At 72.4% G+C, this 18417-nt stretch carries 14 protein-coding genes; 12 read left to right on the top strand and 2 right to left on the bottom strand.

Annotation, left to right across the window (positions count from 1 at the left end):
• The first annotated feature begins 40 nt into the window (after positions 1-40).
• From ugpA to OG2516_RS17755, 6 genes are all read left to right on the top strand, one after another.
• The gene (ugpA, locus tag OG2516_RS17780) at positions 41-922 is read left to right on the top strand and encodes a sn-glycerol-3-phosphate ABC transporter permease UgpA (protein WP_007257026.1); all 882 of its coding nucleotides are present in this window, start codon (positions 41-43) and stop codon (positions 920-922) included.
• 71 nt (positions 923-993) lie between these two features.
• Positions 994-1830: a sn-glycerol-3-phosphate ABC transporter permease UgpE gene (ugpE, locus tag OG2516_RS17775; RefSeq protein ID WP_007257025.1), complete on the top strand. Its 837-nt coding sequence runs from the start codon at positions 994-996 to the stop codon at positions 1828-1830.
• A complete protein-coding gene (locus tag OG2516_RS17770; protein WP_007257024.1) occupies positions 1830-2888 on the top strand; it encodes an ABC transporter ATP-binding protein in 1059 nt (352 codons plus the stop codon). The genes ugpE and OG2516_RS17770 overlap by 1 nt, the downstream gene beginning before the upstream one ends.
• Before the next feature lie 96 nt (positions 2889-2984).
• Complete coding sequence (locus tag OG2516_RS17765; RefSeq protein WP_007257023.1) at positions 2985-3503, top strand: 2Fe-2S iron-sulfur cluster-binding protein; 519 nt, start codon at positions 2985-2987, stop codon at positions 3501-3503.
• Entirely contained in the window at positions 3500-4471 is a 972-nt protein-coding gene (locus tag OG2516_RS17760) for an FAD binding domain-containing protein (RefSeq protein ID WP_007257022.1), read from the top strand. The genes OG2516_RS17765 and OG2516_RS17760 overlap by 4 nt, the downstream gene beginning before the upstream one ends.
• Positions 4468-6654, top strand: coding sequence for a xanthine dehydrogenase family protein molybdopterin-binding subunit (locus tag OG2516_RS17755; protein WP_007257021.1), 2187 nt, complete (start codon positions 4468-4470; stop codon positions 6652-6654). The genes OG2516_RS17760 and OG2516_RS17755 overlap by 4 nt, the downstream gene beginning before the upstream one ends.
• 4 nt (positions 6655-6658) lie before the next feature.
• On the opposite strand, the gene OG2516_RS17750 is transcribed toward OG2516_RS17755, so the two are convergent.
• Together OG2516_RS17750 and OG2516_RS17745 are read right to left on the bottom strand one after the other, a co-directional pair.
• The gene (locus OG2516_RS17750; RefSeq protein ID WP_007257020.1) at positions 6659-9100 is read right to left on the bottom strand and encodes an HWE histidine kinase domain-containing protein; all 2442 of its coding nucleotides are present in this window, start codon (positions 9098-9100) and stop codon (positions 6659-6661) included.
• A gap of 108 nt (positions 9101-9208) precedes the next feature.
• On the bottom strand, positions 9209-11149 hold the full coding sequence (locus tag OG2516_RS17745) for a 3-hydroxyacyl-CoA dehydrogenase NAD-binding domain-containing protein (protein WP_007257019.1): 1941 nt from the start codon (positions 11147-11149) through the stop codon (positions 9209-9211).
• 142 nt (positions 11150-11291) lie between these two features.
• On the opposite strand from OG2516_RS17745, the gene OG2516_RS17740 reads away from it, so the two are divergent.
• The 6 genes from OG2516_RS17740 to OG2516_RS17715 are packed head-to-tail and all read left to right on the top strand — an operon-like array spanning position 11292 to position 18384.
• Positions 11292-13583 carry a bifunctional salicylyl-CoA 5-hydroxylase/oxidoreductase gene (locus tag OG2516_RS17740; RefSeq protein ID WP_040616320.1) on the top strand — a complete coding sequence of 764 codons (2292 nt, stop codon included), beginning with the start codon at positions 11292-11294 and terminating at the stop codon, positions 13581-13583.
• Positions 13580-14323 (top strand): SDR family NAD(P)-dependent oxidoreductase, encoded by a 744-nt coding sequence (locus OG2516_RS17735; RefSeq protein WP_007257017.1) that lies wholly within the window; start codon positions 13580-13582, stop codon positions 14321-14323. The genes OG2516_RS17740 and OG2516_RS17735 overlap by 4 nt, the downstream gene beginning before the upstream one ends.
• On the top strand, positions 14320-14790 hold the full coding sequence (locus tag OG2516_RS17730; RefSeq protein ID WP_007257016.1) for a MarR family winged helix-turn-helix transcriptional regulator: 471 nt from the start codon (positions 14320-14322) through the stop codon (positions 14788-14790). Before OG2516_RS17735 ends, OG2516_RS17730 begins: the two co-directional genes overlap by 4 nt.
• Positions 14787-15590 (top strand): enoyl-CoA hydratase family protein, encoded by an 804-nt coding sequence (locus OG2516_RS17725; RefSeq protein WP_007257015.1) that lies wholly within the window; start codon positions 14787-14789, stop codon positions 15588-15590. The genes OG2516_RS17730 and OG2516_RS17725 overlap by 4 nt, the downstream gene beginning before the upstream one ends.
• Entirely contained in the window at positions 15590-16744 is a 1155-nt protein-coding gene (locus OG2516_RS17720) for an acyl-CoA dehydrogenase family protein (protein ID WP_007257014.1), read from the top strand. Before OG2516_RS17725 ends, OG2516_RS17720 begins: the two co-directional genes overlap by 1 nt.
• On the top strand, positions 16741-18384 hold the full coding sequence (locus OG2516_RS17715) for an AMP-binding protein (protein ID WP_007257013.1): 1644 nt from the start codon (positions 16741-16743) through the stop codon (positions 18382-18384). The genes OG2516_RS17720 and OG2516_RS17715 overlap by 4 nt, the downstream gene beginning before the upstream one ends.
• Positions 18385-18417 lie beyond the last annotated feature (33 nt).

The raw sequence follows: 18417 nt of genomic DNA, 5'->3' as shown, positions 1-18417 counted from the left end.
CGGGCGGCCCCGCGCCGCCCGGCGCTCCACCGGGACCGGGATGGAAAAACGCGTCACCTTCAAGGGCTGGATGCTGCCGCTGCTGCTGGTGGCGCCGCAGGTCGTGATCTCGGCCGTCTTCTTCTTCTATCCGGCGGGCCAGGCGATCTGGCAGTCGCTGTTCATCCCCGATCCGTTCGGCCTGTCGATGGAATATGTCGGGCTCGGCAACTTCGAGTACCTCTTCGGCAACCGCTACTACCTCGCCTCCTTCGTCACGACGGCGCTCTTCTCCACCCTCGTCACCCTCACCTCGATGATCCCGGCCCTGTTCCTCGCGGTCATGGCCGACCGGCTCATCAAGGGCGCGGGCACCTACCGCACGCTGCTGATCTGGCCCTACGCCGTCGCGCCCGCCGTGGCGGGCGTGCTGTGGCTGTTCATGTTCAACACCCGCGTCGGCGTCGTCGCCTGGTACCTCGGCCGGCTCGGCTACGACTGGAACCACGTGCTCAACGAGACCGAGGCGATGGGCCTCGTCGTGGTCGCCTCGTCCTGGGGGCGGATCAGCTACAACTTCCTGTTCTTCTTCGCGGCGCTGCAGGCGGTGCCGAAATCGGTGATCGAGGCGGCGGCGATCGACGGCGCGCATTTCTGGCGGCGCTTCTTCACCATCGTGCTGCCGCTGATCTCGCCGACTACCTTCTTCCTGCTCGTGGTCAACGTGGTCTACGCCTTCTTCGAGACCTTCGGCGTGATCCACACGATCACCTCGGGCGGCCCCCAGCAGGCGACGACGATCCTCGTCTACAAGGTCTACGCCGACGGCTTCGTGGGGCAGGATCTCGGCTCGTCGGCGGCGCAGTCGGTGGTGCTGCTCGTCGTGGTGGGGCTGCTGACGGTGCTGCAGTTCCGGTTCGTGGAGCGGAGGGTGCATTATTGACCGCCACCCATGATATCGGCCCCGGCCCGGCGCAGCCCTCGGGCCGCCGCGCCGCCGAGCCGCCGCCCGGCATGGTCGAGCGGCGCGGCGCGAGCCTGTGGCTGACCCATGCCCTGCTGATCCTCGGCGTGCTGGTCGTGTTCTTCCCGATCTGGCTCGCCTTCGTCGCCTCCACCGTGACCCAGCCCGAGATCGCCCGGCCCCCGATGCCGCTCTGGCCCGGCGACCGGTTCTTCGAGAACTACCGCGAGGCGCTGCTGTCCGGCGTCAACGTCCCCGTCGCGACGATGCTGCTCAACAGCCTGGTGATGGCCATCGGCATCGCCGTGGGCAAGATCGTCATCTCGCTGCTGTCGGCCTTCGCGATCGTCTATTTTCGCTTCCCGGGCCGCACCTTCTTCTTCTGGACCATCTTCCTGACGCTGATGCTGCCGGTCGAGGTGCGCATCGTGCCCACCTACGAGGTGGTCGCCGGCTTCGGGATGCTCAACAGCTACTCCGGGCTGATCTTCCCGCTGATCGCCTCGGCGACGGCGACGTTCCTGTTCCGCCAGTTCTTCCTGACGATCCCCGACGAGCTCGCCGAGGCCGCCCGGGTCGACGGGGCGAAGCCGATGCGCTTCTTCTGGGACATCGTGCTGCCGATGAGCCGGACCAACATCGCGGCGCTCTTCGTCATCCTCTTCATCTACGGCTGGAACCAGTACCTCTGGCCGCTGCTCATCACCACCGACCCGTCGATGAACACCATCGTCATGGGCATCAAGCAGATGTTCCCCTCGGGCGACGACATCGCCGAATGGCCGGTGATCATGGCGACCTCGATCCTCGCGATGATCCCGCCGGTGATCGTGGTGGTCTCGATGCAGAAACTCTTCATCCGCGGATTGGTGGACAGCGAGAAATAATGGCGACCGTAGAGCTCCGGAACATCAAGAAGCGCTTCGGCAAGACCGAGGTGATCCACGGCGTCAGCACCGAGATCGACGACGGCGAGTTCATCGTCATCGTCGGCCCCTCGGGCTGCGGCAAGTCCACCCTGCTGCGCATGGTGGCCGGGCTCGAGAGCGTCAGCGACGGCGAGATCCGCATCGACGGCTCGCGGGTCAACGAGCGCGAGCCGATGGAGCGCGACATCGCGATGGTGTTCCAGAACTACGCCCTCTACCCGCACATGACGGTGCGCCAGAACATGGGCTACGGGCTCAAGATCGCCGGCACGCCGAAACGGCAGATCGCCGCCAAGGTCGACGAGGCCGCCGCGCTGCTGCAGCTCTCCGACTACCTCGACCGCCGCCCCAAGGCGCTCTCGGGCGGGCAGCGCCAGCGCGTCGCGATGGGCCGCGCCATCGTGCGCGAGCCGAAGGTGTTCCTGTTCGACGAGCCACTCTCCAACCTCGACGCCAAGCTGCGGGTGCAGATGCGGCTCGAGATCAAGGAGCTGCAGGAGCGCATCGGCGTCACCTCGCTCTACGTCACCCACGACCAGGTCGAGGCGATGACCATGGCCGACCGGATGATCGTGATGAACGCCGGCCGCGCCGAGCAGATCGGCAAGCCGCTCGACGTCTACGAGCGCCCCGCCACCCTGTTCGCCGCGCAGTTCATCGGCAGCCCGTCCATGAACGTCCTCGACGGCCGCATCGAGGCCGGCGAGATGCGCCTCGGCAGCGCCGCCCTCGGCCCCGCACCCGCCGGCCTGCCCGACGGCCCCGTCAAGCTCGGCCTGCGCCCCGAACACGCCCTGCCCGACCCCGACAGCCCCCTCCGCCTGCGCGTCCGCCTCTCCGAACCCCTCGGCGCCAACACCCTCCTCCACGGCCAGCTCGACCAGGCCGAGGCCCCCTTCACCGCCTGCCTCGCCGGTGTCCACCGGACCAACGGCAGCGGCGAGATCATCCCCCTGCGCGTCGCCCCCGAGGCGATCCACCTGTTCTCCCCCGAGACCGGCGACCGCCTGAACTGAGCCGGGACGAAGGCCGCCGCCCTTCGGTTCATCCCGAGCACGGAACGTCCCGCTCCACCCCGCGTTGTCCAACCTGTTGCTGCAGGAGGGACGCGCATGGCTGTCACGATCACCGTCAACGGGCAGGACCACACGCTCGACCTCGACCCGCGCGTCACCCTGCTCGACGCCCTGCGCGACCATCTCCACCTGACCGGGAGCAAGAAGGGCTGCGACCACGGCCAGTGCGGGGCCTGCACCGTGCTGCTCAACGGACGGCGGGTGAATTCCTGCCTCTGCCTCGCCGTGATGCACGACGGCGACGAGGTCACCACCATCGAGGGGCTGGCCGAGGGCGGCCCGTCGCCGCTGCAGGAGGCGTTCGTCGCCCATGACGGGATGCAGTGCGGCTATTGCACGCCGGGCCAGATCTGCTCGGCGACGGCGATGCTCGACGAGGTGGCCGCCGGCTGGCCGAGCCACGTCAGCGCCAGCCTCGACTGCCCGGTGGAGCTGACCCACGACGAGCTGGCGGAGCGGATGAGCGGCAACCTCTGCCGCTGCTCCTGCTACCCCGGCATCAACGCCGCGATCACCGAGGTCGCCCGCCGCGGCAAGACGGAGGCGACGGAATGAGGCCCTTCGACTACCAGCGCCCCGACGACCGCGACGCCGCCCACGCGGCGGCCCGCGACGGCGCGACCTTCATCGCCGGCGGCACCAACCTGGTCGACCTGATGAAGCTCGAGATCATGGCCCCCGACCGGCTCGTCGACGTCTCGCGCCTCGGGCTCGACGGGATCGGGGACGCCGACGGCGGGCTGCGCATCGGCGCGACCGTGACGAACTCCGACCTCGCCGCCGATCCGCGCGTGCGCCGCACCTATCCGGTCCTGTCGCGCGCCCTGCTGGCGGGCGCGTCGGGGCAGCTGCGCAACAAGGCCACCACGGCGGGCAACTTCCTGCAGCGCACGCGGTGCCCGTACTTCTACGACACCGACGCCGCCTGCAACAAGCGCGCCCCCGGCACCGGCTGTGCCGCGCTCGGCGGCGAGATGCGCAACCACGCGATCCTCGGCGGATCCCAGCATTGCGTCGCGCTGCACCCGTCCGACATGGCGGTGGCGATGCGCGCGCTCGACGCCGAGGTCGAGGTGGAGGCCGCCGACGGCACGTCGCGCGCGCTGGCCCTCGACGACCTCTACCGTCTGCCCGGCGACACCCCCCACATCGAGACGAGCCTCGCGCCGGGCGACCTGATCACCTCCGTGCGCCTGCCCGTGCCGCTGGGCGAGCGGCAGGTCTACCGCAAGGTGCGCGACCGGGCCTCCTACGCCTTCGCGCTGGTTTCCGTCGCCGCCGTGGTGCGGATGGAGGGCGGGCGTATCGCCGAGGCGGCGCTGGCGTTTGGCGGCCTCGGCACGCGGCCCTGGCGCGACGCGGAGGTCGACGCGCTGCTCGCCGGCGAGGCGCCGGGCGAGGCGCTGTTCGACAAGGCCGGCGAGGTGCTGCTGCGCGACGCGGAGCCGCCGGAGGGAACCGAGTTCAAGCTGCCGCTCGCCAGGCGCGTGCTCAAGGCGGTGCTGACGGAGGCGACGCGATGACCATCGAGATGAAGATCGACGGCCCCGAGACCGTCAACCGCACCGACGACATGGCGCAGGGCGTGCTCGGCCGCGACAGCGCCCGACCCGACGGCCTCGCCAAGGCGACCGGCCGGGCCACCTACGCCGCCGAGGCGCACCCGGAGGGGATGCTCCACGGCGTGCTCCGCCGCGCGCCCGGCATCGGCGCGGTGCGCTGCCCCAACCTCGAGGCGGTACGCGCCATGCCCGGCGTGCGCGCGGTCCTGCGCGATGCCCGGATGGTGCGCAACGCGGCGCAGGGCATGGCCGACGAGGCCCCGGTGCAGGGCGTCGACGAGGCCGCCTACGTCGGCCAGCCCATCGCGCTCGTCGTCGCCGAGACCTTCGAGCAGGCCCGCCACGCGGCGCAGCGGCTCGAAGTGGCGATCGAGCGCACCGACCTTCCCATCGACCCGGACGCCGTCGAGCCGGAGGTGCCCGAGGCCAAGCAGTCCTCGCAGGGCGATCTCGACGCCGCCATGCGCAACGCCGCGCTGACCATCGACGCGGACTACACCACCTCCTCGATGAACTCCGCCGCGATGGAGCCGCACGCCGCCGTCGCCGAATGGGACGGCACCACCCTGACCCTGCGCGGCGCCCTGCAGATGCTGCGCTTCAACCGCAACGAACTGGCCGACAGCGTCGGGCTCTCCGCCGAACACGTCCGCATCCTCGCGCCCTACGTGGGCGGCGGCTTCGGCTCCAAGCTCGGCATTTCCGCCGATTGCGTCGCCGCGGCGCTGGCGGCGATGGAGCTGGGCCAGCCGGTGCGCGTGGTGCAGCACCGCCGCAACGTGTTCGAGGTCAACACCCGCCGCTCCGAGACCCGCCAGCGCATCCGCCTCGCCGCCGACGCCGACGGCCGGCTGATCGGGCTGGGCCACGAGGCGCTGGTGTCGAACCTGCCCGAGGAGACGTTCGCCGAGCCCGTCGTGCAGGCGAGTCACTTCGCCTATCCCGGCGCGGCCCGCACCCTCGGCATCCGCATCGCCCGCATCCACCGCCCCGCCGCCGGCTCGGTGCGCGCGCCGGGCGAGGCGGTGGGCGTGACGGCCTCCGAGGTGGCGATGGACGAGCTCGCCTACGCCGCCGGGGTGGACCCGGTCGAGCTGCGGCTGCGCAACATCCCCGAGGAAGACCCCGAGCGCGGCGTGCCCTTCTCCTCGCACCGCCTGAAGGCCGCGCTGCTGGACGGCGCCGAGCGCTTCGGCTGGTCCGGGCGCCCCATGGCCCCGCGCCAGCGGCGCGAGGGCGAGTGGTGGATCGGCACCGGCATGGCGGCGGCGTTCCGCGTCAACATGGTGGTGGAGGCGCAGGCCCGCATCCGGCTCCACGGCGCGGGCGCGGTGGTCGAGACCGACATGACCGACATCGGCACCGGCAGCTACGCGATCTTCCAGCAGGTCGCCGCCGAGCTGCTCGGGCTGCCGCTCGCGCAAACCGAGGTCCGGCTCGGCGACACCGCCCTGCCCCCCGGCTCCGGCTCCGGCGGCTCCGTCGGCGCGGCCTCCACCGGCACCGCCGTCTGGCTCGCCGCCATGGAGCTGCGCCGCCAGATCGCCGCGCGGCTCGGCTGCGACGAGGCCGAGCTGACCCTCAAGGACGGCACCGCCACCGCCGGCAACACCCGCCAGGACCTCGCCGACATCCTCTCCGGCGCGGAGCTGACCGGCACGGGCCACGTCAAGCCGGGCGATGCCGCCGAGAAGGTCCGCCAGGCCACCTACGGCGCCCATTTCGCCGAGGTCGCGGTGAACGACGTGACGGGCGAGGTGCGCATGCGCCGGATGCAGGGCACCTTCTCGGCGGGCCGCATCCTCAACCGCCGCACCGCCCGCTCCCAGTGCCACGGCGGCATGATCTGGGGCATCGGCATGGCCCTGACCGAGACGATGACCCACGACCGCCGCGACGGCCACGTCGTCAACCGCGACCTCGCCGAGTACCACGTGCCGGTCAATGCCGACGTCCCGCCGCTCGACGTCCACCTCCTCGAGGAGCGCGACCCGTGGGCGGGGCCGATGCAGGCCAAGGGCATCGGCGAGCTCGGCATCTGCGGCGCCGCGGGCGCGATCCTCAACGCCATCCACCACGCCTGCGGCGCCCGCCTGCGCGACTTCCCCGCCACCCCCGACCGGGTGCTCGCGGCGCTGGAATGAGGCGCTACTCCGCCGCGCTCTCCCGGGCCACGGTGCTGGCGAGCGCGGCGAGGAGACGGTCGGGATCGAGCGGCTTCTCGATCCGGGGCGTCCCGGCGAGATCGTGCGGCGGCTCCATGGCGACGGAATAGCCCGTGGCGAAGACCAGCGGGATCATCCGGGCGCGCACGGCGCGGGCGGCGGGCCAGCTGAAGGTGCCGGCGAGATTGATGTCCATCACGGCCGCGTCGTATTCCGCGCCCACCGCCATCTCCAGCGCCTCCTGCTGCGTCGCCACGGGCCCGATCACGGCGCAGCCGGCGGCCTCCAGCGTCGCGGCGGTCTCCTCGCCGATCAGGTGCTCGTCCTCGGCCACCAGCACCCGCAGCCCCCGCAGCGACTCGCGCGCAAAGGGTGCGGGAAGCTCGCCCTCCGGCAGCGCGGGGCCGGCCTCGCCGTCTTCGCCGTCCTCCACCCGCAGCTTGTCGAGCGGCAGGTCGAACCGCGCCCGCAGCCCCTCGGGCGCATAGTCCAGCGTTACGGTGCCGCCGAGCTCGTAGGCCAGCGTGCGCTCGATCAGCCGCGAGCCGAAGCCCTTGCGCTGGGGGCGCCCCTCGATGCGCGGCCCCCCCTGCTCGCGCCAGTCGAGCACCAGCCGCCGGCCGCCCTCGCCCGCCTGCCAGCCCCAGCGTGCGCTCACCTGCCCGTCCTCGCGCGAAAGCGCGCCGTACTTGGCGGCGTTCGTCGCCAGCTCGTGCAGCGCCAGCGTCAGGGTCTGCGCGGCCTTCGGCGTCACCTTCAGCGCCGGCCCGTCCGCCACCACCCGCTCGGCGCGGGCGCCGCGATAGGGGGCGACGGCGGTGCCGATCAGCTCGGCCAGCGCCGCCCCCTGCCAGCGACTGCGCGCCAGCAGCGTGTGCGAGCGGGCCAGCGCGTCGATCCGGCCGACGAGCAGGTCGGCGGCTTCGGTGGCGTCGACGGCGGCGCGGCCGCGGCTCTGGCGGGCGATCGACTGCACCACGGCGAGGATGTTCTTCACCCGGTGATCGAGCTCGGCCATCAGCATCGTCTGGTGCGCCTCGGAGCGCTTCTGCTCGGTCACGTCGCGCACCAGCCCGGTGCCGAGCCCGGTCTCGCCGGCGACGTCGCCGCGGTAGGTGCCGGTGGCGTGGACGTGGCGCAGGCTGCCGTCGCGATGCAGGACGCGGTACTCGAGGTCGAACGGCCGCCCGTCGCTGAGGCTGTCGGAGATGATCGCGCGCGTGGCGCGGCGGTCGTCGGGGTGGATGCGGGCGAACCAGTCGGCGATCCGGCCCTCGTCGGGCCCGAGGCACATGACCTCGCGCGCCCGCGTGTCGGCGCTGATGACGCCGAGCGCGAGGTCCCAGCTGTACCAGCCGAGCTGCGACGCCTCCGTCGCCAGCGCCACCGCGTCGCGGGTGCGCCGCAGCCGGGCCTCGTTGTCGCGCCGGGCCGCCTCGGCACGCAGGTGGTCGATCGCCGCGTTGACCCGCTCGGCCGCCTCCTCGACGAGCGCGACCTCGGTCGGGTGCCAGTGCCGCGGACTCGACGAGTGGACGGCCAGCACCGCCACCAGCCGGCCGTCGCGGAGGCGGGGCACGTTGAGGAAGGCGCGGACACCGCGCGCGGCGAACGTCTCGAGCGCCTCCGTCGGGTTCGTCCGGGGGTCGTCGCGGACCTCGCCGATGGCGATGCTGCGCCCCGCGCGCAGATCGGCGACGAAGTCCGGTCCGAAGTCCATCAGCCGGTGCGCGCCGGCATTGCTCTGCATCGCGCCGGAATTCCAGTCTCTCGCGATGATGGCCGTGTCGCCGTCGGCGTCGATCTCGGCATAGCCGGCCTGCTCCACCCCGAGCACCTCGCCGAGCAGCCGGGCGGCGATATACATCACCTCGACCGGGTCCTGCACGTCGCGCAGCTGCTCCGTCAGTTCCGCGCGCAGCCGGGCGCGGCGCTTCTCGAGCACCTGCTCGGTGATCTCGAGGCAGGGGCAGAAGAACCCCTCGACCGTCCCGTCACTTCCGCGCACCGGCGTGTAGGAGAACGAGAAGTGCGTCTCCTCCGGGTAGCCCTTGCGCATCATCCGCAGCGGGATGTCGTCCATGTGGAGCCCGTTGCCGGCGTAGGCCCACTCGACGATCTCGCGCAGGTCGCTCTCCCAGATCTCGTGCCAGATCTCGTTGAACGGCAGGGCCAGCGCCGGGTGCTTGCCGGCGAGGATCTCGGCGTAGGCGTCGTTGTAGATCGTGGTGCGCTTCGGGCCCCAGACGAGGAACATCGGCTGGCTCGAGCCGAGCATCAGCGCCACCAGCGTGTGCAGCACCGGCGGCCAGCCCGCCGGATCGCCCAGCGGCGTGCCGGACCAGTCATGCGCCCGGATCAGCTCCCCCATCTCGCCCCCGCCCTCCGGCAGGACGAGCCCCTCGGCTCGATCGGCTTGCACCATCGACGTCTCCTCTTTGGGTACGGTTCGACCTAGCGCGATCTCGCGGGAAGAGGAACGTATGTTCTTGCGGATTTTTTCCAATGACGTAGCGCGACCTCGCGCCGCCGCCTAGTCCGTCCGCTCCGCCATGAACATCGGCCCGCCGCGCCAGCGCGGGAAGCCGTAGCCGTTGGCCATCACGACGTCGATGTCGCCGCTCCGCGCGGCGATGCCCTCGGCGAGCACCGCCGCGCCCTCGGCCTGCATCGCGCCGAGCAGCCGTGCCATGATGTCCTCCCTTGATACCGGCCGCGCCACGATCTCCTTGGCCGCGCGCTCTTCGGCGACGATCCGCTCGGTGGCGGGGCTCGGCGCGCGCGCGCCGGCGGCATAGTCGTACCAGCCGGCGCCCGTCTTGCGCCCGAGCCGACCCGCCTCGCAGAGGCGGTCGGCGATGGCGACGTAGCGCTCGGAGGCCGGTCGGGTGGCGGCGCGGCGCTTGCGCATCGCCCAGGCGATGTCGAGCCCGGCGAGGTCCTGCATCTCGAAGACCCCCATCGGGAAGCCGAAATCGCGCATCGCCGCGTCCACCTCCCACGGGCTCGCCCCGTCCTCCACCAGGTAGTCCGCCTCGCGCCGGTAGGCCGACATGATCCGGTTGCCGATGAACCCGTCGCAGACCCCGGCGAGCACCGCGATCTTGCCGAGCCGGCGCGCGAGGCGGGCGGCGGTGGCGACGACATCGTCGGCGACGCCGTCGGGGAGCACGATCTCCAGCAGCTTCATCACGTGCGCCGGCGAAAAGAAGTGCAGCCCGATCACCCGCGACGGATCGCGCAGGCTCCGCGCCAGCGCGGCGACGTCGAGGTAGGAGGTGTTGGTGGCGAGGATCGCGTCCGGGCGGGTGTGGCGCTCGAGCTCGGCGAAGACGGCGGCCTTCACGTCCATGTCCTCGAACACCGCCTCGATCACGAGGTCGGCCCCGGCGAGGTCGGCGGTGTCGGCGGTCGCGGCGAAGCCGGCCAGCAGCGTGGCGCGCCGCGCATCGTCGATCTTGCCCCGCGCGACGCTGGCGGCGAGGATCTCCTCGACCCGCCCCCGCGCGGCGGCGGCGGCCTCCGTGTCGCGCTCGGCGAGGGTGACGGCGAGGCCCGCGAGCAGGCAGGCGGCGGCGATGCCCGCGCCCATCGTGCCGCCCCCGACGACGCCGACTTGCTCCACCGGGCGCGGCGCGCCCTTGCAGCGCGGGTCCGACAGGGTGGCGCGCTCGGCGAAGAACAGGTGGCGCAGCGCGGCGGATTGCTCCGACGCCTTCAGCTCGAGAAACGCCGCCCGCTCCGCCGCGAGCGCCTCGTCGGGCGGCAGCGTCAGCGCGCGGTCGACCGCGTCGACGGCCGCGCCGACCGACAGCTGCCCGCGCGCCTTGCGCCGCTGCGCCTCGGCCGCCTCGTCGTACGCCGCGCGGTCCCCGAGCCGGCGCACCGGGCGCGCCAGCGTCGGCGTGCGCTCGGCGGCGTGGGCCTTCGCCGCCTCCAGCAGGTCGCCCTCGGCGAGCGCGTCCACCAGCCCCGCCGCCTGCGCCTGCCGCGCCGGCACCGGCCGGCCGCCCGCGACCATCCCGAGCGCCGTCTCCGCCGGCACCAGCCGGGGCAGCCGCACCGTGCCGCCCGCCCCGGGGATCAGCCCGAGCGTCACCTCCGGCAGGCCCAGCTTCGCGTCGGCCGCCGCGACGCGGGCATGGCAGGCCATCGCCAGCTCCAGCCCGCCGCCGAGCGCCGTGCCGTGGATCGCCGCCACCCACGGCACCGCCGCGCCCTCGATGGCCGCCAGCACGTCGGGCAGGTGCGGCGGGGCGGGGGGCTTGTCGAACTCGCGCACGTCCGCGCCCGCCACGAAGGTCCGCCCGGCACAGGCCAGCACCACCTTCGTCACGTCCATCCCGTCGCACGCCGCGACCGCGTCGAGCAGCCCGGCGCGCACTGCCTGCGAGGTCGCGTTGACCGGCGGGTTGTCGATGGTGACGACGGCGACAGCGCCCTCGCGGCGCACGCTCACGGGTCCGTCGGACATGGCTCTCGCTCCAGGCTGCGCCCGCGCGCGTGGCGGGGCCGATTGCTTCAGGTCTAAAAGTTCCAGCCTGAAGCTTCAATCTTGAAATACTTTTCCCGATGCCCGAGGATGAGGGGCGAATCGGGAGGAGAACGCGGTGGGATTGCGCATTGCATGCCTTGGCGGAGGGCCGGCCGGCCTCTACTTCGCGATCTCCATGAAGCTGCGCGACCCTTCGCACGAGGTCACCGTCTTCGAGCGCAACCGGGCCGACGACACGTTCGGCTGGGGCGTGGTGCTCTCCGACGAGACCCTCGCCAACCTCGCCGCCAACGACCCCGCCAGCGCCGAGGCGATCCGCGGCCACTTCGCCTACTGGGACGACATCGCGCTGCATTTCCGCGGCGAGCGCATCGTCTCCACCGGCCACGGCTTCTGCGGCATCGGCCGCAAGACGCTGCTGCTCCTGCTCCAGGAGCGGGCGCGCGAGCTGGGCGTGACGCTCCGCTTCGAGGCCGAAATCGCCAGCGCCGAGACCCTGCGCGAGGAGTACGACCTCGTCGTCGCCGCCGACGGGCTCAATTCGAAGACGCGCACCCTCTACGCCGACGCCTTCGAGCCCGAGATCGAGGAGCGGCGCTGCAACTTCGTCTGGCTCGGCACCCACCAGACCTTCAAGGACGCCTTCACCTTCATCTTCGAGGAGACCCGCCACGGCTGGGTCTGGGCGCACGCCTACCAGTTCGACGAGACCACCGCGACGTTCATCGTCGAATGCTCCCAGGCCACCTACGACGCCTGGGGCTTCGCCGACATGAGCAAGGAAGAGAGCATCGCCACCTGCGAGGAGATCTTCCGCGACCACCTCGGCGGTCACGCGCTGATGTCCAACGCCCACCACATCCGCGGCTCGGCCTGGCTGCGCTTCCCGCGGGTGCTGTGCAAGAGCTGGAGCACCGGCAACGTCGTGCTGCTCGGCGACGCGGCGGCGACGGCGCACTTCTCCATCGGCTCGGGCACCAAGCTGGCGCTCGAGAGCGCCATCGCGCTGGCCGGGTACCTGCACAGCGAGCCCGACATGGCCGCCGCCTTCGCCAAGTACGAGAGCGAGCGGCGGCTCGAGGTGCTGCGGCTGCAATCGGCGGCGCGCAACTCGCTGGAATGGTTCGAGGAGGTCGAGCGCTACTTCGGCCTCGACCCGGTCCAGCTCAACTACTCGATGCTCACCCGCAGCCAGCGGATCAGCCACGAGAACCTGCGCCAACGCGACCCCGCCTGGCTCGAGAGCGCCGAGCGCTGGTTCATGCGCCAGTCGGGCCTGCCCGACGACGCCCCCTTGCGCCCGCCGATGCTCACCCCGTTCCGCCTGCGCGGCATGGAGCTCGACAACCGCATCGTTGTCTCGCCCATGGCGCAGTACAAGGCCGTCGACGGCTGCCCCACCGACTGGCACCTCGTCCATTACGGCGAGCGCGCCAAGGGCGGCGCGGGGCTGGTCTTCACCGAGATGACCTGCGTCTCCCCCGAGGGCCGCATCACCCCGGGCTGCCCCGGCCTCTACGCCCCCGAGCACGAGGCGGCGTGGCGGCGGCTGACGGCGTTCGTCCATTCCGAGACCCGCGCGCGGATCTGCTGCCAGATCGGCCATTCCGGCCGCAAGGGCTCCACCGGGCTCGGCTGGGAGGGCATGGACGAGCCGCTCGCCGAGGGCAACTGGGACATCGTCAGCGCCTCCGCGATCCCCTGGACCCGCCACAATGCCGTCCCCCGCGAGATCACCCGCGGCGAGATGGACGAGGTGCGCGACCAGTTCGTCGCCGCCGCCGAGATGGCCGGGCGCGCCGGCTTCGACATGATCGAGCTGCACGCCGCCCACGGCTACCTCGTCTCGTCGTTCCTCTCCCCCGTCTCCAACAGGCGCACCGACGATTACGGCGGCAGCCTCGACAACCGCCTGCGCTGGCCGCTCGAGGTGTTCGCCGCGATGCGCGCCGCCTGGCCGGCGGACAAGCCGATGTCGGTGCGCATCTCCGCCACCGACTGGGTCGGCGAGGACGGGGTGACGCCCGAGGAGGCGGTGCTGATCGCCCGCGCCTTCAGGGAGGCCGGGGCCGATCTCGTCGACGTCTCCGCCGGCCAGACCACCCCCGACGCCCGCCCCGTCTACGGGCGCATGTTCCAGACCCCGTTCTCCGACCGCATCCGCAACGAGGCCGGCATCCGCACGATGGCCGTGGGCAACATCTACGAAGCCGACCACGCCAACTCGATCCTGATGGCGGGCCGGGCCGATCTCGTCGCCGTCGGCCGCCCGCACCTGGCCGATCCGTACTGGACGTTCCACGAGGCCGCCCGCATCGGCGACCGCCACGCCGACTGGCCCCTGCCCTACCTGCCCGGCCGCGACCAGCTCTGGCGGCTGGCCGACCGCGAAGCGGAGACCCTGCGCGCATGAGCCTCGCCGAGCGCCATATCCTCGTCACCGGCGGCGGCACCGGCGTCGGCGCGGCCACCGCCCACGCCTTCGCCGGGGCGGGCGCGCGCGTCACCATCATGGGCCGCACCGAGGCCACCCTGCGCGAGCAGGGCCTGCCCTTCGTGCTCGGCGACGTCACCGACCCCGACGCCGTCGCCCGCGCCTTCGAGACGGCCGTGGCCGAGCGCGGTCCGATCTCCGTCGTCGTCGCCAACGCCGGCGCGGCGGAGTCGGTGCCCTTCGCCAGGATGACCCCGGAGACCCTGCGCGGCATGATGGGCGTCAACCTCGAGGGCGTCGTCAACGTCTGGCAGGCCGCGCTGCCGGGGATGAAGGCCGCCGGCTGGGGCCGGATGATCGCCGTCGCCTCGACCGCCGGGCTCAGGGGCTACCCCTATGTCAGCGCCTACTGCGCTGCCAAGCACGCCGTCGTGGGGCTGACCCGCGCCCTCGCCCGCGAACTGGCGACGACCGGCATCACCGTCAACGCGCTCTGCCCCGGCTTCGTCGAGACGCCCCTGCTGGCGCGCTCCGTCGACAAGATCACCGCCACCACCGGCATGAGCCCCGACGAGGCCCGCGCCACCCTGCGGGCCGACAACCCGCAGCGACGCTTCGTCCAGCCCGGCGAGGTCGCCGACGCCGCGCTCTGGCTGGCCTCCGACGGCGCGGGCAGCGTCAACGGCCACGCGCTCAGCCTGTCGGGGGGCGAGATATGAACCCCGAGCTGCGCCCCCGCGCCGAGAGCGCGTCCAAGACCCGCCTGCGGCTCTGGCTGCGCCTGCTCAAGCTGACGGGCCGCGTCGAGTCCGACCTGCGCCGCCGGATGCGCGACGAGCACGACACCACCCTGCCCCGCTTCGACGTGATGGCCGCCCTGTCGCGCCACCCGGAGGGGCTGAAGATGAGCGAGCTGTCCCAGAGCCTGCGCGTCTCGGCGGGCAACGTCACCGGCATCGTCGACCGGCTCACCGCCGACGGCCTCGCGCTGCGCGTCGGCGTGCCCGGCGACCGCCGCGCCCAGCTCGCCCGCCTGACGCCGAAGGGCCGCGCCGCCTTCGAGGCGCTCGCCGCCCTGCACGAGGGCTGGATCGACGAGCTGCTCGGCGGCCTCGACGCCGACGAGGCCGAGACGATGATCGCGCTGCTCGAGCGGGGCACCGCGCACATGGAAGGAAGCGAATGACCCGCGCCGACACCACCCACTTCCGCTGCACCATCGAGGCCGGCATCGCGCGCATCCGCCTCGACCGGCCCGAGCGCAAGAACCCGCTGACCTTCGACAGCTACGCCGAGCTGCGCGACTGGTTCCGCGCCCTGCCCTACGCCGACGACGTCCACGCCGTCGTGCTGCTGCCCAACGGCGGCAACTTCAGCTCCGGCGGCGACGTGCACGACATCATCGGCCCGCTGACGAAGATGCCGATGAAGGAGCTGCTCGCCTTCACCCGGATGACGGGCGATCTCGTCAAGGCGATGCTCCATTGCGGCAAGCCGATCATCGCGGCGATCGACGGCGTCTGCGCCGGGGCCGGGGCGATCCTCGCGATGGCCTCCGACCTGCGCATCGCGGGGCCCGACGCCAGGGTCGCCTTCCTGTTCAACCGGGTCGGGCTCGCGGGCTGCGACATGGGGGCCTGCGCGATGCTGCCCCGGATCGTCGGCCAGGGCCGGGCGGCGGAGCTGCTGTATCTCGGCCGCTCGATGGGCGCCGAGGAGGGCGAGCGCTGGGGCTTCTTCAACGCCCTTGCCAGCGCCGACAGCCTTGAGCGCGACGCGCTGGCGCTGGCCGAGCGGATCGTCGCGGGGCCGACCTTCGCCAATTCGATGACCAAGACGATGCTGGTGCAGGAATGGTCCATGAGCCTCGACCAGGCCATCGAGGCCGAGGCGCAGGCGCAGGCGATCTGCATGCAGGGCCGCGATTTCCACCGCGCCTACGAGGCTTTCGCGGCCAAGCGCAAACCCGTGTTCGAGGGCGACTGATGGCCGACCGGAGCTACCTCGACTGGCCGTTCCTCGAGCCCCGCCACCGCGACCTCGCCGCCCGCGTCGAGGAGGTCGCCGCCGGCCTCGCCGTCGACCATGCCGACACCGACGCCGCCTGCCGCGCCCTCGTCACCACCCTCGGCGCGGCCGGGCTGCTGGAGCACACCGCCGCCCCCGACGGCCGGCTCGACGTGCGCACCCTCTGCCTCGCCCGCGAGATCCTCGCCCGCCACGACGGGCTGGCAGATTTCGCCTTCGCCATGCAGGGCCTCGGCACCGGCGCGCTGACGCTGTTCGGCACCGACGCCCAGAAGGCCCGCTGGCTCCCCGAGACCCGCGCCGGACGCGCCATCGCCGCCTTCGCGCTGACCGAGCCCGCCTCCGGCTCCGACGTCGCCAACTCCACCATGACCGCCCGCGCCGACGGCGACGGCTACGTGCTCGACGGCGAGAAGACGTGGATCTCCAACGGCGGCATCGCCGACGTCTACACGGTGTTCGCGCGCACCGGCGAGGGGCCGGGCGCCCGGGGCCTCTCCGCCTTCGTCGTCGCCGCCGGCACGCCCGGCCTCGAGATCGCCGAGCGGCTCGAGACCATCGCCCCCCACCCCCTCGCCCGGCTGCGCTTCGACGGCTGCCGCATGCCCGCCGACGCACTGGTCGGCGCGCCCGGCGCGGGCTTCAAGGTGGCGATGGCGGTGCTCGACGTGTTCCGCTCCACCGTCGCCGCCGCCGCCCTCGGCTTCGCGCGGCGCGCGCTCGACGAGTCGCTGGCGCGGGTCAGCACGCGCCACGTCCAGGGCGCGCCGCTGGCGGATCTGCAGCTCGTGCAGGGCCACCTCGCCGACATGGCGCTCGACATCGATGCCGCCGCGCTGCTCGTCTACCGCGCCGCCTGGGCCAAGGACAGCGGCGCGCCCCGCGTCACCCGCGAGGCGGCGATGGCCAAGCTGTTCGCCACCGAGCAGGCGCAGCGGGTCATCGACCAGGCGGTGCAGCTTCACGGCGGCGACGGCGTGCGCGCGGGCGGCATCGTCGAGCGGCTCTACCGCGAGATCCGGGCGCTGCGCATCTACGAGGGCGCCAGCGACGTGCAGAAGGTCATCATCGCGCGCCAGGCGCTGGCGCAGTTCGAAAGGGAGACGCCATGACGCTCCGACCGTCCGCCCACACCGACAGCTTCGCCCGCGACAACCTGCCCCCGCCCGACCAGTGGCCCGACCTGCTGCTCGACGGCTTCGACTACCCCGACCGGCTCAACGCCGCCGTCGAGCTGACCGACCGGATGGTCGCGCGCGGCTTCGGCGACCGCACCGCGCTGATCGGCAACGGCCGGCGGCGCACCTACAAGGAACTCGCCGACTGGACCAACCGCCTCGCCCACGTCCTCGTCGAAGATCTCGGCGTCAGGCCCGGCAACCGCGTCCTGATCCGCTCGGCCAACAACCCGGCCATGGTCGCCTGCTGGCTCGCCGCGACGAAGGCCGGCGCGGTGGTGGTCAACACGATGCCGATGCTGCGCGCGGGCGAGCTGCGCAAGTACGTCGACAAGGCCGAGATCTCGCACGCGCTCTGCGACACCCGGCTGATGGACGAGCTGACCGCCTGCGCCAAGGACAGCGCGTTCCTCAAGACCGTCGTCGGCTTCGACGGCACCTCCAACCACGACGCCGAGCTCGACCGGCTGGCGCTCGAGAAGCCCGTCGCCTTCGACGCCGTCGACACCGCGCAGGACGACGTCGCCCTGCTCGGCTTCACCTCCGGCTCGACGGGCGACCCCAAGGCCACGATGCACTTCCACCGCGACCTGCTGATCATCGCCGACGGCTACGCCCGCGAGGTGCTGCAGGTGACCCCCGGCGACGTGTTCGTCGGCTCGCCGCCGCTGGCCTTCACCTTCGGGCTCGGCGGGCTGGCGATCTTCCCGCTGCGCTTCGGCGCGGCGGCGACGCTGCTCGAGAACGCCTCGCCGCCCAACCTGATCGAGATCATCCAGAAGTACCGCGCCACCGTCTGCTTCACCGCCCCCGCCGCCTACCGGGTGATGCTGCAGGCGATGGAGGCGGGCAGCGACCTCACCAGCCTGCGCGCCGCCGTCTCGGCGGGCGAGACCCTGCCCGCGCCGATCTACGAGGCGTGGATGGCCGAGACCGGCAAGCCGATGCTCGACGGCATCGGCGCGACGGAGCTGCTGCACATCTTCATCACCAACCGCTTCGACGACCACCGCCCCGGCTGCACCGGCCGCCCGGTGCGCGGCTACGAGGCGAAGGTGCTCGCCGACGACGGCAGCGAGGCCCCGCGCGGCACGCTCGGCCGGCTCGCGGTGCGCGGGCCGACGGGCTGCCGCTACCTGCGCGGCGAGCGGCAGGCGGGCTACGTGGAGAACGGCTGGAACATCACCGGCGACACCTTCACCCAGGACGAGAACGGCCACTTCCACTTCGCCGCCCGCAACGACGACATCATCCTGTCGTCGGGCTACAACATCGCCGGCCCCGAGGTGGAGGCCGCCCTGCTCGCCCACCCCGACGTGCTGGAATGCGCGGTGATCGGCGCGCCCGACGAGGAGCGCGGCCACATCGTCGAGGCCCACATCGTCCTCGTCGAGGGCGCGACCCCCTGCGAGGCGCTCGCCGCCGCGCTGCAGGCCCACGTCAAGGCGACGATCGCGCCCTACAAGTACCCCCGCAGCGTAGTCTTCGCGCCCGCCCTGCCCAAGACGCCGAGCGGCAAGGTCCAGCGCTTCCGCATCGCGCCGGTCCACAGGGGCGCCAAACGCGACGCATGACAAGCCGCGAGCAAGCCGCCACAAAAGGCACAG

Source organism: Oceanicola granulosus HTCC2516, assembly GCF_000153305.1.
Lineage (GTDB): Bacteria > Pseudomonadota > Alphaproteobacteria > Rhodobacterales > Rhodobacteraceae > Oceanicola > Oceanicola granulosus.
This window is presented reverse-complemented; position numbering and strand designations above follow the sequence as displayed.

Bases quoted from the DNA above. Each gene is read 5' to 3' on its own strand.
- ugpA (WP_007257026.1), top strand. From the start codon at position 41: ATGGAAAAACGCGTCACCTTCAAGGGCTGGATGCTGCCGCTGCTGCTG.
- ugpE (WP_007257025.1), top strand. From the start codon at position 994: ATGGTCGAGCGGCGCGGCGCGAGCCTGTGGCTGACCCATGCCCTGCTG.
- OG2516_RS17770 (WP_007257024.1), top strand. From the start codon at position 1,830: ATGGCGACCGTAGAGCTCCGGAACATCAAGAAGCGCTTCGGCAAGACC.
- OG2516_RS17765 (WP_007257023.1), top strand. From the start codon at position 2,985: ATGGCTGTCACGATCACCGTCAACGGGCAGGACCACACGCTCGACCTC.
- OG2516_RS17760 (WP_007257022.1), top strand. From the start codon at position 3,500: ATGAGGCCCTTCGACTACCAGCGCCCCGACGACCGCGACGCCGCCCAC.
- OG2516_RS17755 (WP_007257021.1), top strand. From the start codon at position 4,468: ATGACCATCGAGATGAAGATCGACGGCCCCGAGACCGTCAACCGCACC.
- OG2516_RS17750 (WP_007257020.1), bottom strand. From the start codon at position 9,100: ATGGTGCAAGCCGATCGAGCCGAGGGGCTCGTCCTGCCGGAGGGCGGG.
- OG2516_RS17745 (WP_007257019.1), bottom strand. From the start codon at position 11,149: ATGTCCGACGGACCCGTGAGCGTGCGCCGCGAGGGCGCTGTCGCCGTC.
- OG2516_RS17735 (WP_007257017.1), top strand. From the start codon at position 13,580: ATGAGCCTCGCCGAGCGCCATATCCTCGTCACCGGCGGCGGCACCGGC.
- OG2516_RS17730 (WP_007257016.1), top strand. From the start codon at position 14,320: ATGAACCCCGAGCTGCGCCCCCGCGCCGAGAGCGCGTCCAAGACCCGC.
- OG2516_RS17725 (WP_007257015.1), top strand. From the start codon at position 14,787: ATGACCCGCGCCGACACCACCCACTTCCGCTGCACCATCGAGGCCGGC.
- OG2516_RS17720 (WP_007257014.1), top strand. From the start codon at position 15,590: ATGGCCGACCGGAGCTACCTCGACTGGCCGTTCCTCGAGCCCCGCCAC.
- OG2516_RS17715 (WP_007257013.1), top strand. From the start codon at position 16,741: ATGACGCTCCGACCGTCCGCCCACACCGACAGCTTCGCCCGCGACAAC.